General features: G+C 60.6%; 15 protein-coding genes. 2 read left to right on the top strand and 13 right to left on the bottom strand.

Features of this window, described 5'->3' with window-relative positions; all coding sequences use genetic code 11:
* Positions 1 to 34: 34 nt before the first annotated feature.
* Entirely contained in the window at positions 35 to 2,116 is a 2,082-nt protein-coding gene (locus FQ192_RS00465) for a carboxy terminal-processing peptidase (protein ID WP_178129003.1), read from the bottom strand.
* Between the two features lie 140 nt (positions 2,117 to 2,256).
* Here FQ192_RS00465 and FQ192_RS00460 point away from each other — a divergent pair, with 140 nt between their 5' ends.
* Positions 2,257 to 3,219: an NAD(P)H-quinone oxidoreductase gene (locus FQ192_RS00460; RefSeq protein ID WP_149656914.1), complete on the top strand. Its 963-nt coding sequence runs from the start codon at positions 2,257 to 2,259 to the stop codon at positions 3,217 to 3,219.
* Between the two features lie 126 nt (positions 3,220 to 3,345).
* On the opposite strand, the gene FQ192_RS00455 is transcribed toward FQ192_RS00460, so the two are convergent.
* The 6 genes from FQ192_RS00455 to FQ192_RS00430 form a co-directional block, all read right to left on the bottom strand.
* On the bottom strand, positions 3,346 to 3,999 hold the full coding sequence (locus FQ192_RS00455) for an HAD family phosphatase (protein ID WP_149656913.1): 654 nt from the start codon (positions 3,997 to 3,999) through the stop codon (positions 3,346 to 3,348).
* Between the two features lie 115 nt (positions 4,000 to 4,114).
* A complete protein-coding gene (locus FQ192_RS00450) occupies positions 4,115 to 5,104 on the bottom strand; it encodes an ABC transporter ATP-binding protein (RefSeq protein ID WP_149656912.1) in 990 nt (329 codons plus the stop codon).
* Complete coding sequence (locus FQ192_RS00445; RefSeq protein ID WP_149656911.1) at positions 5,101 to 5,901, bottom strand: ABC transporter permease; 801 nt, start codon at positions 5,899 to 5,901, stop codon at positions 5,101 to 5,103. The genes FQ192_RS00450 and FQ192_RS00445 overlap by 4 nt, the downstream gene beginning before the upstream one ends.
* Entirely contained in the window at positions 5,888 to 6,733 is an 846-nt protein-coding gene (locus FQ192_RS00440; protein ID WP_149656910.1) for an ABC transporter permease subunit, read from the bottom strand. Before FQ192_RS00440 ends, FQ192_RS00445 begins: the two co-directional genes overlap by 14 nt.
* The gene (locus FQ192_RS00435; protein WP_149656909.1) at positions 6,730 to 7,536 is read right to left on the bottom strand and encodes an alkaline phosphatase family protein; all 807 of its coding nucleotides are present in this window, start codon (positions 7,534 to 7,536) and stop codon (positions 6,730 to 6,732) included. Before FQ192_RS00435 ends, FQ192_RS00440 begins: the two co-directional genes overlap by 4 nt.
* Positions 7,537 to 7,674: 138 nt before the next feature.
* Positions 7,675 to 8,742: an ABC transporter substrate-binding protein gene (locus FQ192_RS00430; protein WP_149656908.1), complete on the bottom strand. Its 1,068-nt coding sequence runs from the start codon at positions 8,740 to 8,742 to the stop codon at positions 7,675 to 7,677.
* A gap of 361 nt (positions 8,743 to 9,103) precedes the next feature.
* On the opposite strand from FQ192_RS00430, the gene FQ192_RS00425 reads away from it, so the two are divergent.
* A complete protein-coding gene (locus FQ192_RS00425) occupies positions 9,104 to 9,817 on the top strand; it encodes a UTRA domain-containing protein (protein WP_123510692.1) in 714 nt (237 codons plus the stop codon).
* A 26-nt stretch (positions 9,818 to 9,843) separates the two neighbouring features.
* Here the strand turns inward: FQ192_RS00425 and FQ192_RS00420 are convergent, their stop codons facing one another.
* The 6 genes from FQ192_RS00420 to FQ192_RS00395 form a co-directional block, all read right to left on the bottom strand.
* On the bottom strand, positions 9,844 to 11,172 hold the full coding sequence (locus tag FQ192_RS00420) for an amidohydrolase (protein WP_149656907.1): 1,329 nt from the start codon (positions 11,170 to 11,172) through the stop codon (positions 9,844 to 9,846).
* Between the two features lie 66 nt (positions 11,173 to 11,238).
* Positions 11,239 to 13,395, bottom strand: coding sequence for a mechanosensitive ion channel family protein (locus tag FQ192_RS00415; RefSeq protein WP_149656906.1), 2,157 nt, complete (start codon positions 13,393 to 13,395; stop codon positions 11,239 to 11,241).
* 77 nt (positions 13,396 to 13,472) lie between these two features.
* Positions 13,473 to 13,649: a hypothetical protein gene (locus FQ192_RS33920; RefSeq protein WP_178128972.1), complete on the bottom strand. Its 177-nt coding sequence runs from the start codon at positions 13,647 to 13,649 to the stop codon at positions 13,473 to 13,475.
* Positions 13,650 to 13,887: 238 nt separating this feature from the next.
* Entirely contained in the window at positions 13,888 to 15,177 is a 1,290-nt protein-coding gene (locus FQ192_RS00405) for a M18 family aminopeptidase (RefSeq protein WP_149656905.1), read from the bottom strand.
* Positions 15,178 to 15,253: 76 nt separating this feature from the next.
* The gene (locus tag FQ192_RS00400; RefSeq protein WP_149656904.1) at positions 15,254 to 16,357 is read right to left on the bottom strand and encodes a hypothetical protein; all 1,104 of its coding nucleotides are present in this window, start codon (positions 16,355 to 16,357) and stop codon (positions 15,254 to 15,256) included.
* Positions 16,358 to 16,409: 52 nt separating this feature from the next.
* A complete protein-coding gene (locus FQ192_RS00395) occupies positions 16,410 to 17,045 on the bottom strand; it encodes an RluA family pseudouridine synthase (protein ID WP_133836605.1) in 636 nt (211 codons plus the stop codon).
* Positions 17,046 to 17,200: the final 155 nt, after the last annotated feature.

The raw sequence follows: 17,200 nt of genomic DNA, 5'->3' as shown, positions 1-17,200 counted from the left end.
CTCCGGGGAGCGTCAGCATTAAATTGCCATCATCTTAGTGCTTGGCCACCTGATTGCTCAGTTTCAAGTAATCCAACAACACTCGCCCGGTTTCGCTCAGGTAAGCATCGTCTTCTGGCTTGATCTTGTCCGGCTCGGCCGCGATCGCATCTTCGTCTTCTTTCTTCAGCTCTTTGAGCGGTTCTTCGCCCTTGGCCTTGCGACGGATGTTTTCCATGACCAGTTGCTTGGCTTCGATGTCGGCATGTTGCTTGCGACGATCGGCTTCGTTGAGGCTGACGGTTTTTTCTTCCATCAGCTTCTGGGCCAGGGCCAACTTGTCACGGATAAACACGAACTCGGCATCTTTGGCCGAACGCGCGTCATGCTCGGATTTGAGCTCGGCGATGTAAGGCTTGAACGGGTCGGTCGCCGGTTTGATCGAGGCCTTGATGGTGTCCCACGGCATGGCTTCCGGCAGTGCGCTTTCGCCGATTTCCTTGGTGTCGATGATCGACGGGAAGTCCACGTCCGGCAGTACGCCCTGATGCTGGGTGCTCTGGCCGGAGACCCGGTAGAACTTGGCCAGGGTCAGTTTCAGTTCGCCATGGTTCAGCGGCTGAATGGTCTGCACGGTGCCTTTGCCGAAGGTCTGGCCGCCGATGATCAATGCGCGGTGGTAGTCCTGCATGGCGCCGGCGAAGATCTCCGAGGCCGAGGCTGACAAGCGGTTGACCAGCAACGCCATCGGGCCTTTGTAGAACGCACCTGGATTTTCGTCTTCCAGCACGTCGACCCGGCCATCGGCGTTACGCACGAGTACGGTCGGACCTTTGTCGATGAACAGACTGGTCAGCTCGGTGGCTTCCTGCAAGGAACCGCCGCCGTTGTTGCGCAGGTCGATGACCACGCCGTCGACCTTGTCTTTCTGCAACTCGGTCAGCAGCTTCTTGACGTCGCGAGTGGTGCTCTTGTAGTCCGGATCGCCAGCGCGGAACGCCTTGAAGTCCAGGTAGAAGGCCGGGATCTCGATGACGCCGAGTTTGTAGTCCTTGCCGTCCTGTTTCAGGTTGAGGATCGACTTTTTAACGGCCTGATCTTCAAGCTTCACTGCTTCGCGGGTAATCGGCACGATTTTGCTGGTCTGGTCGTTCGGCGCGTTGCTGGCTGGAATCACTTCCAGGCGCACCACGGTACCTTTCGGGCCGCGGATCAGCTTGACCACTTCGTCCAGGCGCCAGCCGACCACGTCGACCATCTCTTTGTTGGCCTGGGCCACGCCAATGATCTTGTCGGCCGGGGCAACCATTTTGGTCTTGTCGGCCGGGCCCGCAGGCACCAGGCGCACGACTTTGACCTGGTCGTTATCGCTCTGCAACACGGCGCCGATGCCCTCGAGGGACAGGCTCATGTTGATGTCGAAGTTTTCCGCGTTATCCGGTGACAGATAGTTGGTGTGCGGGTCGTAGGACATGGCGAAGGTGTTGATGTACGCCTGGAAGATGTCTTCCGGACGGGTCTGGTCAAGGCGCGCCAACTGGTTCTTGTAGCGCTTGGTCAGGGTTTCCTGGATCTGCTTGGAATCCTTGCCGGAGATCTTCTGGCGCAGCACTTCGTCCTTGACGCGTTTGCGCCACAGGTCGTCCAGCTCGGCGGTGGACTTGAGCCACGGGGCATCCTTGCGATCGATCAGCAAGGTTTCCTTGGTGGTGAAGTCGATTTTGTCGACACCCTTGTTCAGCTCGGCAAGGGCAAAGTCCAGACGCGCTTTGACGCGGTCCAGGTAGCGCTTGTAGATGGTGAACCCGGCATTCAGGTCGCCGCTTTTGAGGAAGTCGTCAAACTGGGTTTTCCACTTGTCGAATTCGGCAATGTCGCTGGCCATGAAGTAACTGCGCGATGGATCCAGCAGCTTGAGATAGCTGTCGTAGATGATCGCGGAGCGCGCGTCATCGAGCGGCGGCTTGCTGTAGTGATGGCGCTTGAGCAGCTCGACGACGTTCAGACTGGCGATTACTTCGTCACGATCAGGCTGAAGGTTGTCCCAGCTATTGGCTGCAAACGAATTGCTCGACATCGGCAATAAGCCGATACCGATAAATAGGGCTAGGGCGGTGCTGGGAAACAGTTGCTTCATGCTGATTCGACGCGGGGACAATTGATCACGCATATTAGGCCGTCTTTGAAGTCGCCGGTTCCACAAAGGGCCGGTCACATAATGCAAGAAAGCCCGGCGCTACAGCTACGGGCTCAGTCCAGACTCACTATGGAGGCACTGTGAAAGCATTGCAAGGCGTTGACGGTCAAGTGGAGTGGGTTGAAGAGCCGAGTCCTACATGCGATGTAGGACAAGTTCGCATCCGAGTGGCGGCAGCGGGCCTCAATCGCGCCGATTTGTTACAGAAAGCCGGGCTTTATCCGCCACCGCCGGGAGCCAGTCAGGTGCTGGGTCTTGAGTGTTCGGGGGTGATCAGCGAGGTCGGCGCGGGCTCGTCCTGGCAGGTGGGGGACCGGGTCTGCGCCTTGCTGGCCGGGGGCGGGATGGCCGAAGAGGTGGTAGTCGACGGACGGCATGTGCTGCCAGTGCCCGAAGGTTTGTCGTTGGCCGAGGCGGCGGCGTTGCCCGAGGTGTACGCGACTGTTTGGTTAAATTTATTTCATCTGGCCGGCCTCAAACCCGGTGAGAAAGTTCTGCTGCACGCCGGGGCCAGTGGAATCGGTTCAGCCGCCATTCAGTTGTGCAAGGCATTTGGTAGCCCGTGCTGGGTCAGCGTCGGCTCCGCCGAGCGTTTGGCGTACTGCGAAGCGCTGGGCGCCCAGGGTGGGGTGGTGCGCACTGCGGACCTGGAGAGCTTGAGTGACCTGGGGCCGTTCAATGTGATCCTGGATCCGGTGGGCGGCAATTACGCGGCGCTGAATCTCAAGCTGATGGCGCTGGATGGTCGCTGGGTGTTGATCGGTTTGATGGGCGGGCGCGAGGCGAAACTGGATCTGGCGCAGGTGCTGGGCAAGCGCGTGCAGTTTCTCGGTTCGACGCTGCGCAGCCGTGACGATCAGTTCAAGGCGGATCTGTTCAGTGACCTGAGCCAGCATGTGTGGCCGTTGTTTGCGGAAGGGCGGTTGAAGCCGCAGTTGGCCAGGGCGTTCCCGATCAAGGATGCCGAAGCGGCATTTGCGGAGTTGGCGAGTAACAAGGTGTCAGGGAAGTTGGTCTTGGTGATTGATGAAAGCCTGACCTAACCCTCGTCACTGATCGTTCCCACGCTCCGCGTGGGAATGCAGCCCTGACGCTCCGCGTCCCAACAGCGGACGCAGAGCGTTCATTGAGGCATTCCCACGCAGAGCGTGGGAACGATCAGGCGGAGGTTATTTCCAGAGGTGGATCGGCCAGCCGGCCTTCTGGGCATGCTCCAGCAACACCGGGTCCGGGTTCACCACATGCGGGAAATCCACCTTCAGCAACAACGGCAAGTCATTGCGTGAGTCCGAGTAGAAACTCGCGCCTTCGAGGTTTTCCTCTTCCGCATCCAGCCATTCCAGCAACCGGGTGATCTTGCCTTCGCGGTAGGTCAACGTGCCGACCGTGTGGCCGCTATAAACGCCATGGGCCACTTCCAGTTCGATCGCGAGAATCTCGTCGATTCCCAGGCGATCGGCAATTGGCCGCACCAGGTGCGTACCCGACGCCGAGATCACCAGGATCCGGTCGCCGGCCTTGCGGTGGGCGGCGATGGCTTTGGTGGCATCGCTGAAGATAATCGGTTCGATGAAATCTTCCACCCAAGGACCGACCAGGTGATCGACCTCTTCCGGCGTGCGCCCGATCATCGGTTCCAGGCTGAAGGTCATGTAGTCCTCCATCCGTAGTTTGCCGTGGCTGTAGGCGTCCATCAGTTCGTTGTTCTGCCGCATGAACGACTCGGGATCGACCCAGCCCAGCCGGCCCATCTGTTCGCTCCAGAGGGTGGCGCAGTCGCCGTGGATCAAGGTTTCGTCCAGATCAAAAATTGCCAAAGCCATTGGGGCGGTTCTCTTCGAGAACAGCTTCAAGCGACAAGCTTGAAGCTGCAAGCGTGAATTTAGGTGATCAGCAGTCTACAACTTGAAGCTGGCAGCTTGAAGCTTGCCGCTGCTTTCAAGCCACCTCACACAGGGCCGTCGGATCGATGGAAAGTGCCAGGCGCTGACCATCGGGATGCAGATCGGCCGCCGAGCGGTTCAGCACATCCACCACCAATTCCACGCCCCGGGCTTCGACCCGGTAGCGAATCACGTTACCCAACAGGCTGTGGCTGCGGATTTGCGCGTCAAGTTCCCCGTTGAGGCTCAGTTCAATGGCCTCCGGGCGAATTGCGATGCGATGGCTGATGGGTCGTTGCAGCAGCTTCGAAGCGGCGTCGGCGTCCAGCAAGTTGTAGTTGCCGATGAAACCGGCGGCGAACACATCCACTGGCGCGGTGTAGAGGGTTTCGGCATCGCCGCTTTGTACGATCTTTCCCTGATTCATCAGGAAAATCCGGTCAGACATGGTCAGGGCTTCTTCCTGATCGTGTGTGACGAAGATCGTGGTCAGGCCCAGTTCGCGCTGGATCGCACGGATCTGTTCGCGCAGGTGCTTGCGAATCCGCGCATCCAGGGCCGACAACGGCTCATCCAGCAGCAACAGCCGTGGCCGGGTGACCAGCGAGCGAGCCAGGGCCACGCGCTGGCACTGGCCACCGGACATCTGGTGCGGATAGCGACCGGCAAAGTCGTTGAGCTCGACCAGTTTCAACACTTCGGCCACGCGTTTGTGGCTGTCGTCGGCGTTGACCTTTTGCATGCGCAGACCAAAGGCGACGTTCTGCTCCACGGTCATGTTCGGGAACAGGGCGTAGCTCTGGAACACCATGCCGATCCCTCGTTTCTGCGGGCTCAGCGGCACGATGTCGACGCCATCGAGCAGGATCTGGCCGCCATCCACCGAGGTCAGGCCGGCGATGCAGCGCAGCAGCGTGGATTTGCCGCAACCGGACGGGCCGAGGAGGGTGACGAACTCGCCCTTCTGGATTTCGCAGTTGATGTCGCTGAACACCGTGGTGCCCGCGTAATTCTTTTGAAGGTGTTGGACGCTGACATAGCTCATTCGCTTTTGTCCTTGTTCAAGATATTGGCCGCCCAGGTCAGAACCAGCACAAAGAAGAAGTAGGAAATCACCAGCGCACTGGTGAAATGGCCGCTGCTGTTACGCATGTTGTTGAGGTAGACCTGCAAGGTTTCGTAGCGGGTACCGACGAGGATGTTGGCGAACACGAACTCACCGAACAGGAACGAGAACGACAGCAGCAACGCCACCATCAAGCCCTTGCGCAGGTTCGGCAGCACCACCAGGAACGCCGCTTGAAAGGTGCTGGCGCCGAGCAGCTGCGCGGCGTCCATCAAGTCGCGCAGGTTGATCGCTTGCAGGTTGTTGGTGATCGCCCGGTACATGAACGGCAGCGCCACGGTGAAGTAGCAACCGATCAGGATCCACGGCGTGCCGACCATGGCAAACGGCCCGGAACCATACAGCTGCAACAGCCCCACCGACGACACCACCGGCGGCACCGCGAAGGGCAGCAGGATCAGGATGTTCATCAGCGCATCGAGTTTGGGTAAGTGGTAATGCACCACGAACAGCAGCGGCAGAATCAGCACCACCGACAGAATCAGCGCACCGACGCACACCAGCAATGACTGCCCGAACGCATGCAGAAAGCGCGGATCGCTCCACAGCTGCACATACCATTTGAAGGTGAAGCCGCTGGGCAGGATGGTCGCCGACCAACTGCTGGCGATCGAGTAGATCAACGTCCCGGCGAGTGGCAGCAACAGAATGGCAAACAACAGGTACACCACGACCCGGTGGTAGACACCCGCAGGCCCTAATTCAGCGCGAGACATGGTAGCTCCTCTTCAACAGCAACTGATGCACGATGGTCACCAGGGTCATCAACGCCACCAGCACCACGGCCAGGGCGCTGGCCAGGTTCGGATCAAGGGAAATATCGCCGGAGACCATCGCCGCGATGCGGATCGGCAGCACGTTGAAGTTGCCGGTGGTCAGGGCGTACACCGTGGCGTAGGCGCCCAGGGCGTTGGCCAGCAGGATTACGAACGTGCCGAGCAGCGCCGGGGTCAGCACTGGCAAGCCGATGTGGCGCCAGTATTGCCAGCCGTTGGCGCCGAGCAGTTCGGCGGACTCGCGCCAGTCTTCACGCAACGCGTCGAAGGCCGGGTAGAGCAGCAGCACGCCGAGGGGGATCTGGAAGTAGGTGTAGAGAATGATCAGCCCGGTTTTCGAGTACAGGTTGAAATCCTGAATGATCCCGGCCTGCTTCAGCATGATCGTGAAGCTGCCGTTGAAGCCCAGCAGAATGATGAACGCGAAGGCCAGGGGCACGCCGGCGAAGTTGCTGGTCATGTTGGCGAAAGCGTTGACGAAGTTGCGCAGTTTCGAGTCGACCCGGCGCAGGGAATAGGCGCCGAGCACCGCGATGATGATCCCGAATACGCTGGACCAGAAACTGATCTCAAGGCTGTACTGGATCGCCTGCAGGTAGAACTTTGAACTGAAGATTTTGGTGAAGTTTTCGATGCCCCAGCCGAACTCTTCCGATTGCAGGCTGTTGATCATCACCCACACCAGCGGGGCGATCTCGAACACGATAAAGAACAGTGCGAAGGGCACCAGGCATAACGCTGCCAGCCATTTACCGCGGAGGATGGAATTCACTTGAGCAGCTCCCGGCACACAGGTTTGTCGTGGGCCACGCCCAGCAGTTCGCAGACGGTGCCGCAGATGTCCGTCTGTTTCGGTGCGGCACCGGCGTTGAAGCTGAAGGCATCGCCGAGGACGAACAGCGGCACTTCCCGTTCTTCCGGCAGCAGGCCGTTGTGGGAACGGTCGTTGTTCATGCCGTGGTCGGCGGTCACCAGCACCTGGTAACCGGCGTCGAACCAGCCTTGCAGGTAATCGGCGAGGATGATGTCGGCGGAGCGCGCACTGTTGCGGTATTGCGCGGTGTCGAGGCCGTGCTTGTGCCCGGCGTCGTCGATATTCATGGGGTGGATCAACAGAAAGTTCGGCGCGTGGCGCAGGCGCAGGTTTTCCGCGTCGGCGAACAGGTGCGAATCGGGGTAGTGATCGCTCCAGTAGAAGTGACCGTGCTGGATCGGCAGTTCCGGGTTGTCGGTGTGACGGTCCCGGGCGGCCACGAACGGCGAGCGGTTATACAGCTCGCTGACCCAGTGATAAGCCGCCGCGGCGGTGGTCAGGCCGGCGTCGCGGGCGTAGTGATAGATGCTGCGCTGGTTGGACAGGCGCGAGACGTTGTTGTGGACGATGCCACTGTCGATCGGCGTAACGCCGGTCAGGATGCATTCATACAGCGGTCGGGACAGGGCCGGCAGTTCGCACTCCAGTTTGTAGAGCGCTGCGCGTCCTGCGCCGACGTAAGCCTGCAGGTGCCCCATGGCGTGGCGCGCGACCTCGTAATTGAGGCCGTCGAGCACGACAAGGATGACGTTGTGCTTCATAGGGGCGATGACTCCGCAAAACATTGGATTTCAGCGAAACCTGTGGGAGCAAGGCTTGCCCGCGATGGCATCAACCCGGTCACCAGGTAGACCGAGTTGCCTGCATCGCGAGCAAGCTTTGCTCCTACAGATGAAGCATCATTTCATTTCGACGATGACTTCTTCGTTCCACTTCTGCGGCAGGGCCTTGGAGGTTTTTTCCCATGCGTCGGCATCTTTGATCGGCGTCACGTTTTTGTACTGCTCGTTCGGCAGCAGCTTGGCTTTCACGTCTTCCGGCAGTTGCAGGTGCTCGGCGCGGATCGGGCGGGCGTTGCCCCGTGCCAGGTTGGTCTGGCCGGCGTCGCTGAAGATGTATTCGCGGGTCAGCTTGGCGGCGTTCGGGTTCTTCGCATATTTGTTGATGATGGTGGTGTAGCCGGAAATCACCGAGCCATCGGACGGGATCAGCACGGTGTAGTCATCCGGGTTGGCCATCTTGGCTTTGTAGCTCAAGCCGTTGAAGTCCCAGACCACGCCGACTTCGATCTCGCCTTTTTCCATGGTGGCGATGGTCGGGTTGGCCATCGACAGGCGACCTTGCTTGGCGATGTCTGCGAACAGCAGCAGGGCCGGTTGGATGTTCTTCTCGTCACCGCCGTTGGCCAATGCTGCGGCCAGTACGCCGTTGGCGGCCTGGGCGGCGGTGCTCACGTCACCGATGGACACCTTGTATTTGCCGGTCTTGAGGTCAGCCCATTTGGTTGGGGCATCGGAACCGTGCAGCAGCTTCTTGTTGACGATGAACGCGATGGTGCCGGTGTAGGCCAGTGCCCAGTTGCCATCCTTGTCTTTCGCCCAGTCTGGAACCTGATCCCAAGTGGAAGGCTTGTAAGGTTGCACCACGCCTTGCTTGACCGCGATCGGGCCGAAGGCGGCACCGACGTCGCCGATGTCGGCACTGGCGTTGTCTTTTTCGGCGGCGAACTTGGCGATTTCCTGGGCCGAGCTCATGTCGGTGTCGATGTGCTTGAGGCCATAGTTCTTGGCCAGGTCTTCCCAGGTGCCTTTCCAGTTGGCCCAGTCATCGGGCATGCCGACACTATTGACGGCGCCTTCCGCTTTCGCAGCGGCTTCAAGAGTTTTCAAATCCGTATCAGCAGCCATGGCGGCGGTGCACATGGCAATGGTCGAGCCTAACAGTGATGCCAGGAAAAGCTGTTTCATCCGAAGCTCCTTTGGGCGTTTTCAACGCTGCGATTGCGGTTGTGTTGGTCTAGGTCAGCAATACCTGAGCCAATTTAAGGGGACTGCATGACACTTTCATGTCGCTGGTCGCCCTTCAGGACTTTTATTTGCCCGCAATTGGCGGGTGCCCGGTAAGCGTAGACCATGGGTGAAGGCCCGCAGGGCAAGGCACTTGGCCGATGTATTGCAAGGTTTTGACCGGCGTTGGGGATGACCGTTGGGCAGCTGTCATCTCTCAGTCATCTGCACTGCCTAGGCTTGCAGAATGTTGAAACGAGCCGGTTTTGCCGTGCGGTTCTGCCCCGAAACAGTGCTGGTCTAGTCCAGATAGGTAACGTTGATGCGCGATGAGGCAACAAAAGCGGTGACAGCCATTGGCCAGGTCCTGCAGGAACAACTCGACCACGGCCTGTTGGCGGCGGGCAGCAAGCTGCCGGCCGAGCGCAAGCTCAGTGAGTTGTTCGGCACCACGCGGATTACCGTGCGCGAAGCGTTGTTGCAACTGGAAGCCCAAGGGCAGATTTATCGCGAGGAGCGCCGGGGCTGGTTCGTCTCGCCGCCGCGCCTGGCCTACAACCTGATGCAGCGCAGCCACTTTCACGCGATGGTCAGCGCCCAGGGGCGGGTGCCTTCGACTGAGGTGATTTCCGCGCGTTTGCAGCCGGCATCGGCGGCTGTGTGCGCCTGGTTGCAACTGCCGGCGTTGTCCAGCGTGATCCAGATTTGCCGGGCCCGGCGGATCGATGGGCGACTGGTGTTGTACGTGGAGCACTACCTGAACCCGCAGTATTTCCCGGGGATTCTCGACTTCGATCTGAATCAGTCGATTACCGAGCTGTATGCGCGGCACTACGATTTGCACTACGGGCGGGTGAGGTTCGAGATTGTGCCGACGTCGTTGTCGGTGGATGCGGCGGCGGCTTTACGGGTGTCGGTGGGCAGCCCCGGATTGCGGATTGCCCGGGTCAATTACGATCAGCATGAGCGGTTGATCGATTGTGACCTGGAGTTTTGGCGCCACGATGCGATTCATGTGGGTGTCGACGTCGTGTGAAGCCCCCGCTCGCTCCTACAAAGGCGTCAGGGTTTGGTGTTGGCGTACAGGTAATCAGTCGCCAGCGAAGCCAACGTCCGCACCCCAACCCCCAGCGCCGACTCATCGACAAAGAACCCCGGATTATGATTCGGCGCCGCTTTGCTCATGTCCTGATCCCGCGGCGTGACCCCGAGAAACACAAACAGCCCCGGCGTTTCCTTGGCATAGAACGAGAAGTCCTCCGCGCCACCCACCAGCGGCCCTTGCACCACGTCATCTTTCGCGGCCCAGCGCAGGGTCGGTAGCATCTTCTCGGTCAGCGCCGGGTTGTTAATCGTCGGGTCGTATTTCTCGATGATGGTCACTTCAGCCTTCGCGCCGCCGCTCTCGGCGATTTTCTCCACGGTCTGGCGCACGTCGGCATGCAGTTTCTGGCGGATGCCGTAGTCGTAGGAGCGGATGGTGCCGGTCATGTCCACGGACTCGGGAATGATGTTGTAGCGGGTGCCGCCGTTGATGGTGCCGATGCTGACCACCGACGGATAAGAGGAGATATCGGTGCGGCGGCTGACCACGGTTTGCAGGCCGACGATGGTTTGCGCGCCGACAGTGATCGGGTCGATACCATCCCAGGGGCGACCGGCGTGGGTTTGTTTGCCGAGGATCTTGATGCGCAGGTCGTCGGAGCTGGCCAGGGTCGGGCCGGGGCGGTAGGCGATCTGACCGGCGGGGACGCCGGCCCAGACGTGCAGGCCGAAGACTGCGTCTGGCTTGGGCGATTTCATCACGCCTTCCTCGATCATCATCTTCGCGCCCCAGGTGTTTTTGCCATCCGGGATGAAGTCGCTCGGGCCTTCTTCGGCCGGCTGGAAATAGAACACCACGGTGCCGGGCAGGGTGTCGCGCATGCCGCTGAGGATTTTCGCCGTGCTCAACAGGATCGCGGTGTGGGCGTCGTGGCCGCAGGCGTGCATCACGTCGACTTCTTTATCGAGGTAGGTGCCTTTGGCTTTCGAGGCGAAGGGCAGGTCCGAGACTTCCTTGACCGGCAGCGCATCCATGTCGGCGCGCAGGGCCACGGTCGGGCCGGGCAGGGCGCCTTTGAGGATGGCGACCACGCCGGTGCGGGCGACGCCGGTCTTGACCTCCAGGCCCATGGCTCGCAGTTGTTTGGCGACCAGTTCCGCCGTGCGTTTTTCGGTGTTGCCCAGCTCCGGGTGCGCGTGGATGTCACGGCGGGTTTCCAGCAATTGGGGTTCAAGCGCCTTGGCCTGGACGGCGATTTGCTCGCGGGCGCTCTCCAGCGTTGCGGCGCCGGCATGGCCGGCGAGGAGGGTCAGCAAAACTGTCTGGGCAATGCGTGTGAGCTGCATCGGGTTTCTCCTTGGTTATTGTTTTTCTGGCTGCCTTGCCTGTGACCCGAACCTCGCGCCTAAGTGCTATTCCTTCTGCTGCCCGCCGCCGGCTGTCATCACCTGCACGCTCATGCGCGGCGTCGCCAAATCCAGCCCCGCCTCATCCAGATGCCGTTTAAGCGACAGGTTGAACGCCCGGGACACTTCCCACTGTTTGATCGGCGCAGTCTTGAACCGGGCGCGAAGAATCGCGTTGCCGGACTCGAAACTCTCGACACCCTGGATCTCCAGCGGCGACCAGATGTTGCGCCGTTGCAGCGGATCGGTGCGCATTTTCTGGCCGACTTCGCGCATCAGTTTGATTGCTTCGTCGATGTCCATGTTGGAGGGCACCGCCACCCGGAAGATCGCGTAGCCGAATTCCCGGGAGTAGTTCTTGATGCTTTTGATTTCGCTGAACGGAATGGTGTGGACGATGCCGTCGATGTCCCGCAGGCGCACGGTGCGGATGGTCAGGCCTTCGACGGTGCCCAGGTGACCGCCGACGTCCACGTAGTCGTCGATGGCCAGGGAGTCTTCGATGATGATGAACAGCCCGGTGATCAAGTCTGCGACCAGCGACTGCGCACCGAAACCGATGGCCAGACCGATCACACCGGCACCGGCCAGCAGTGGCGTGACGTTCATGCCCATGTTCGCCAGGGCGACGATCAGCGCAATGATGAAGATCGCCACGAACAGCACGTTGCGGATCAGCGGCATCATCGTCTGCGCCCGGGCATTGGCCAGGCCTTTGCGCGAGCGGGTGAGGGCGTGGTGCACGGCGGTGTCGCTGAGGATCCAGATCAGCCAGGCGAAAATCAGCGTGCCGGCCAGGCTGAACAACTTGACGCTGACTTCATGGCCCTCACCTTCGGTGAAGGAAATCAGTGACATGCCCCAGACCCGTAAACCCAGCTCGATAAACACCAGCCACACCAACAGATGGGCCAGGGTGTAGCAGAAGCTTTTCAGACGCTCGGAATACAACGCATGGCGCTTCACACCCCGTTGTGGCCTCAGCGAGTGCCGGCGCACCAGCCCGTTGATGACCATGCACAACACCAGCAACACCGTGCAGATCAGCGACTGGCGCAACGCGGTGCTGGTATCGCCCGCCGAAATGAACGTGGCGAACAGCGAAATGCACACCAGCACCAGCGCCGGCACGTACCAGAAGGTGCCGAGGATATCGATGGTGTCGCTGAGGGCGCGGCGGGTCAGGCGCCGGGACAGCGGCTGGTTGCGGATCAAATGCGCGATCGGCCGACGGAAGCGCAGGATGAACAACCCGGTGGACAATGCGGCCAACACATTGGCCACCGTCGCAGCAGTGTGCGCGAGATGGCTACCGAGGCTGGCCACCAGGCGCGGGTCGCTCAGGGCTTCGCCGAACGCGGCGAAACTGCCGATCAGCCACAGCGGCCGGAACGCCTGATGGCGCAGGATGTACAAGGCGCGATGGCGGTGCGGGCCGTCGAGCACGGAAAAGGCGATCACGCAGATCGCCGAGAAACAGGTGCCGACCACCAGCGCATACGCCAGCACCATCGCCAGGCTTTTACCCAGAGACGAGGGCAGCGCGTAGGTCATGTAAACCGTCATCACCAAGGCAATCAGCCACGGCCCGAGTTTGCGCAACGCGAAGCGCAGCATGTCGAGGGCCTTGGGGTGTTGCGGCAGTTCTTCGGTCAGGCCGAAACGCATGCGCACCCGGTGACTGACCCAGATCAGCGCGGCGGCCAGCAGGCTCCAGACCATCAGGATCATGGCGAAGGCAAAGATGATCGGCAGCCATTCGTTGGCCGGCAGCATCAGCGCCGAGAGTTCTTCCTTGGCCAGGTCGAATTCTTCGGACCAGCGGGTTATCGGGCTATCGGCACCGGAAAACTGCTTTTCGAAACTGGCCAGGGTGCCGCCGATCAAGCCGAGTACGCCTTGCTCGGCGGTGGGCTGGGCTTTTTTGGTGACATCGCGCAGCTTCTTCAGGTCCGCCAGCAGTTTGGTGCGCTGCTGGTCGTTCTCCAGGGACTTGATCACTTCGTCGAGGGATTGGCCCAGGGGTTCCTGGACTTCGGGCTGGGCCTTCGCTGAATTGTTGAGCAGCCCCGGCAGACTGACTGCCTGGGCAGGCGTCATCGGTAGCAGCGTCATGAGGCAGACAAGGAGTAAACAGGGCAGGGCAAAAAGACGAGCGAACACTAGGCGGTCAACCTCGGGAAGAGCGGATCGGCCGAGTGTACGAGCCCGTCAAAATCAATGCGAGCGGGCGCGCGGATTTATTCGTTGAGTTTGGCCAGGATCTTGTAAACCACGGTGGCCAGGATCATCAGCATGCCGAGCCACATGGCGAACACGCCGGCGTTCTTGTCACGGAAATTGAAGCCGATGGCCAGCATGATCATGCCGACGAGAATCGGGATCAGCATCACGTGGAACGAGGACATCGAGATCATGGCGACTGCCTTGGCGTAGGGGATAACTTAAGTCTAGGTGGCTTTTCGGCGACCGGTGGAGCGATGTATCAAAATTGAATCACTTGTGGCGAGGGGGCTTGCCCCCGTTCGGCTGCGAAGCAGTCGTCAATCCAGTCACTGCGGTCTGTCAGGCGGAACGCATTGGATGGTTTGGGGATGCTGCGCATCCCAACGGGGGCAAGCCCCCTCGCCACATAGGTTTTTCACAATTCCCGGGTTATGGAAGCTCGCGGCAGGCGTAGAACGCGCTCAGCACTTTGACCAGGTGCGCCAGATCGTGGCTGCCGCACAGTTCGCGGATCGAGTGCATGGCGAAGGTCGGCAGGCCGATGTCCACGGTGCGCACGCCCAGGTGGCTGGCGGTGATCGGGCCGATGGTCGAGCCGCAGCCCATGTCGCTGCGCACCACGAAGCTTTGCACCGGAACTTCTTCGGCCATGCACAGATGGCGGAAGAACCCGGCGGTTTCGCTGTTGGTGGCGTAGCGCTGGTTGCTGTTGACCTTGATCACCGGGCCGGCGTTGAGTTTCGGGCCGTGGTTGGCGTCGTGCTTGTCGGCGTAGTTGGGATGAACGCCGTGGGCGTTGTCCGCCGAGACCAGCAGGGATTTCTGAATGGTGCGTACGAATTCATCACCCTCAGGCAGCAGGCGACGCAGGGCCTGCTCCAGCATCGGGCCATCGGCGCCGCAAGCCGAGCAGGAACCGACTTCTTCGTGATCGTTGGCCACCAGCACGCAGGTTTCGTCGGTTTCGGTGGTCAGCAACGCTTGCAGGCCGGCGTAGCACGACAGCAGGTTGTCCAGGCGCGCACCGGCAATGAAGTCGCCATGCAGGCCAATCACCGCAGCACTTTGGGTGTCGTAGAAGCTCAGCTCGTAGTCGAGCACCACGTCGGCGTTGAGCCCGTGTTCGCGGGCGAGTTGGTCGGTGAGCACGGCGCGGAAGTCCACGCGCTCGTCACCGGCGAATTGCGCGAGGATCGGCGGCAACTCGGTTTGCGCGTTGATCGCCCAGCCCATGTTGGCTTCACGGTTGAGGTGAATGGCCAGGTTGGGGATGGTGGCGATCGGCGCCTTGAAATCGATCAACTGGCTCTCGACCTTGCCGTCGCGGCGGAAGGTCACGCGCCCGGCCAGGGACAGGTCACGGTCGAACCACGGTGCCAGCAGCGCGCCGCCATAGACTTCGACGCCCAATTGCCAGAAACCCTGGCGTTGCAGTTCCGGCTGCGGCTTGACCCGCAGGCAGGGGCTGTCGGTGTGGGCGCCGACCAGGCGGATGCCGCCGTGCAGGGGCGAGTGACGGCCCATCTTGAACGCGACAATCGAGGAGTCGTTACGGGTGACGTAGTAACGACCGTTGGTTTCGACGGTCCACGGCTCACGCTCGTCAAGACGCGCAAAACCTGCTGCTTCCAGACGCTGGACCAGGCTGGCGGTGGCATGAAACGGGGTAGGGGAGGCCTTGAGGAAGTCGATCAGGCCTTGGTTCAACTCTTCGCGCATAAGAAACTCCAGACAGCAATGGGCGGGAGTTTAACGTATTGGCCTGGGGCTTTGGGCATGACGTGTGTCGCCGACGTCAGCCGGCGGCCTCGACGCGTTTTTTCAGGTACTGCATGATCACCCGTTCATCTTCGGATTTGTCCGGTTTGGGCAATTGCTCCGGCCAGCGATTACGGGCGTTCAACAGCTTTTTCTGACTGTTCTTGTCCCAACGCAGGATTTCCCGCGAGGCGCATTCCCACCATTCATGGCGGCAAGCCCCGTAATACGCCCCCTCCGGTGCGGCGCTGCCATACAGCAAGTCGCGACCGACCTTGCGCAGCGCGCCGTTCTGGTGGCGCAACTTCCATTTGATTTTCAGCCGCTGCCAGGCCGACGGAAACGGTTTGACCCGCGGCACGTCACGGCAAAGCTCAACCAGATCCTGGCTGAACTGCTCGCCATGCCGGGAGAAGAAATAGGCAACCATCGCATGGAAGAAACGTTTTTCGGCGAAGTAGTGATAGATGTACTTTTTCGCCTCAGCCACGGGCTTGTTACGCATCGCGAACGACAACGCAATCTGCTCGATGGTGTGGATGTCGTAGCCGTCCCGGGTCCATTCGTCGATCAACCGGATGGATTCGTCGAACAGGGCGCCGTCACGGTCGGTCACGCCGCACAGGCCACTGTTGTACAGCTTGAAACCGTTGGTCGGGGTGATGCCGTGGGCGTCCAGACACGCGCCGAGCTTCTGGTATTCGGGGCGCTCGCAGACGTACTGCCAGTCGTACTCGAAGCGATCCATCAGGTATTGGCCAGGCTGAATCTGGCTGAAAATCCGGTTCGGGTCGCTGGTGAACAGCGTGTCGGTATCGACGAACAGGGTTTTTTCCGCAAGCTTCAGGCCGGCGGCAATCGCGCAGGCCTTGCGGCGGTGGTGATAGCCGTTTTCGCCCTGCCATTGGGTCAGGGTTTCCTGACTCAGAAATACGGTATCGACCGGCCAGCCAGCATAGTCCTCGGGGCGGTCCGTGAGGATTCGGATGCTGGGACACTTGCCGTTTTTGGCGTGGGACAGTGCGGTCAAGATGCTGAACTTGGCTTCGCGGCGGTAAACGTCCTGGTTGCCGTAGATCAGGTAAAGCAGTTGGTTGCGGGTTTTCTTGACGGGTGTTGCCAGGGGATCGGTACAACGCATCCGGATCGGTATCCTTATTTCTTAAAGCGGGCGACTGCTTGTCAGGCAGTGCTTAAAACGGTGCCGGACACTCGAAACGCAAGCGTTCGCCGGTTTGAGGATGGGTGAAGCTGAGCATGCTCGCGTGCAGGCACAGGCGCGGCCAGGCAGCCAGGGCCTGCTCGTGGGCGTAGAGCCCGTCACCCAGCAGTGGATGGCCGATGGACAACATGTGAACCCGCAGCTGATGGGAGCGGCCGGTGATCGGCGTCAGCTCGACACGGCACCAGTCGCCACAACGCTCAAGCACGCGCCAGAACGTCAGGGCGTTCTTGCCGAATTCGTGGTCCACCACATGCCGTGGCTTGGTCGGTGGATCGTAGCGCAGGGGCAGGTCGATGCTGCCGCTGTCCAGTTCCGGCTGACCCCAGGCCAGGGCGGTGTAGGCCTTTTCGGTTTCGCGGTCGTGAAATTGCCGAGACAGCTCGCGATGGGTGTCCGGGTCACGGGCCAGCAGGATGATGCCGGAGGTTTCCCAGTCCAGGCGATGGACGATACGCGCTTCCGGGTAACCGTTTTCCTGCAGGCGGGTGATCAGGCAATCCTTGTTGTCGTCGGCCCGGCCAGGGACGGAGAGCAACAGGGTCGGTTTGTTCACCACCAGGACAGCGTCGTCCTGATGGATGATGTGGACGTTGGACAACGGCATTAAAACAGCCTCGTAACAAACGCCAACGGCGGCTCAGAACCCTGCACCCCGTAGGAGCAAAGCTTGCTTGCGATGCAGGCAACTCGGTCCATCTGGTAAACCGAGGTGATGCTATCGCGAGCAAGCTTTGCTCCTACGCGGGGCGCAGGTCTGAG

The organism is Pseudomonas sp. ANT_J12 (assembly GCF_008370045.1).
Classification (GTDB): Bacteria; Pseudomonadota; Gammaproteobacteria; order Pseudomonadales; family Pseudomonadaceae; genus Aquipseudomonas.
The sequence above is the reverse complement of the archived record's forward strand: the minus strand, read 5'-3'. Positions and strand labels throughout refer to the sequence as shown.

Excerpts from the sequence above, each read along its gene's own strand:
- FQ192_RS00465 (WP_178129003.1), bottom strand. The coding sequence starts at position 2,116 with ATGAAGCAACTGTTTCCCAGCACCGCCCTAGCCCTATTTATCGGTATC.
- FQ192_RS00455 (WP_149656913.1), bottom strand. The coding sequence starts at position 3,999 with ATGGCTTTGGCAATTTTTGATCTGGACGAAACCTTGATCCACGGCGAC.
- FQ192_RS00450 (WP_149656912.1), bottom strand. The coding sequence starts at position 5,104 with ATGAGCTATGTCAGCGTCCAACACCTTCAAAAGAATTACGCGGGCACC.
- FQ192_RS00445 (WP_149656911.1), bottom strand. The coding sequence starts at position 5,901 with ATGTCTCGCGCTGAATTAGGGCCTGCGGGTGTCTACCACCGGGTCGTG.
- FQ192_RS00435 (WP_149656909.1), bottom strand. The coding sequence starts at position 7,536 with ATGAAGCACAACGTCATCCTTGTCGTGCTCGACGGCCTCAATTACGAG.
- FQ192_RS00430 (WP_149656908.1), bottom strand. The coding sequence starts at position 8,742 with ATGAAACAGCTTTTCCTGGCATCACTGTTAGGCTCGACCATTGCCATG.
- FQ192_RS00425 (WP_123510692.1), top strand. The coding sequence starts at position 9,104 with ATGCGCGATGAGGCAACAAAAGCGGTGACAGCCATTGGCCAGGTCCTG.
- FQ192_RS00420 (WP_149656907.1), bottom strand. The coding sequence starts at position 11,172 with ATGCAGCTCACACGCATTGCCCAGACAGTTTTGCTGACCCTCCTCGCC.
- FQ192_RS33920 (WP_178128972.1), bottom strand. The coding sequence starts at position 13,649 with ATGATCTCGATGTCCTCGTTCCACGTGATGCTGATCCCGATTCTCGTC.
- FQ192_RS00405 (WP_149656905.1), bottom strand. The coding sequence starts at position 15,177 with ATGCGCGAAGAGTTGAACCAAGGCCTGATCGACTTCCTCAAGGCCTCC.
- FQ192_RS00400 (WP_149656904.1), bottom strand. The coding sequence starts at position 16,357 with ATGCGTTGTACCGATCCCCTGGCAACACCCGTCAAGAAAACCCGCAAC.
- FQ192_RS00395 (WP_133836605.1), bottom strand. The coding sequence starts at position 17,045 with ATGCCGTTGTCCAACGTCCACATCATCCATCAGGACGACGCTGTCCTG.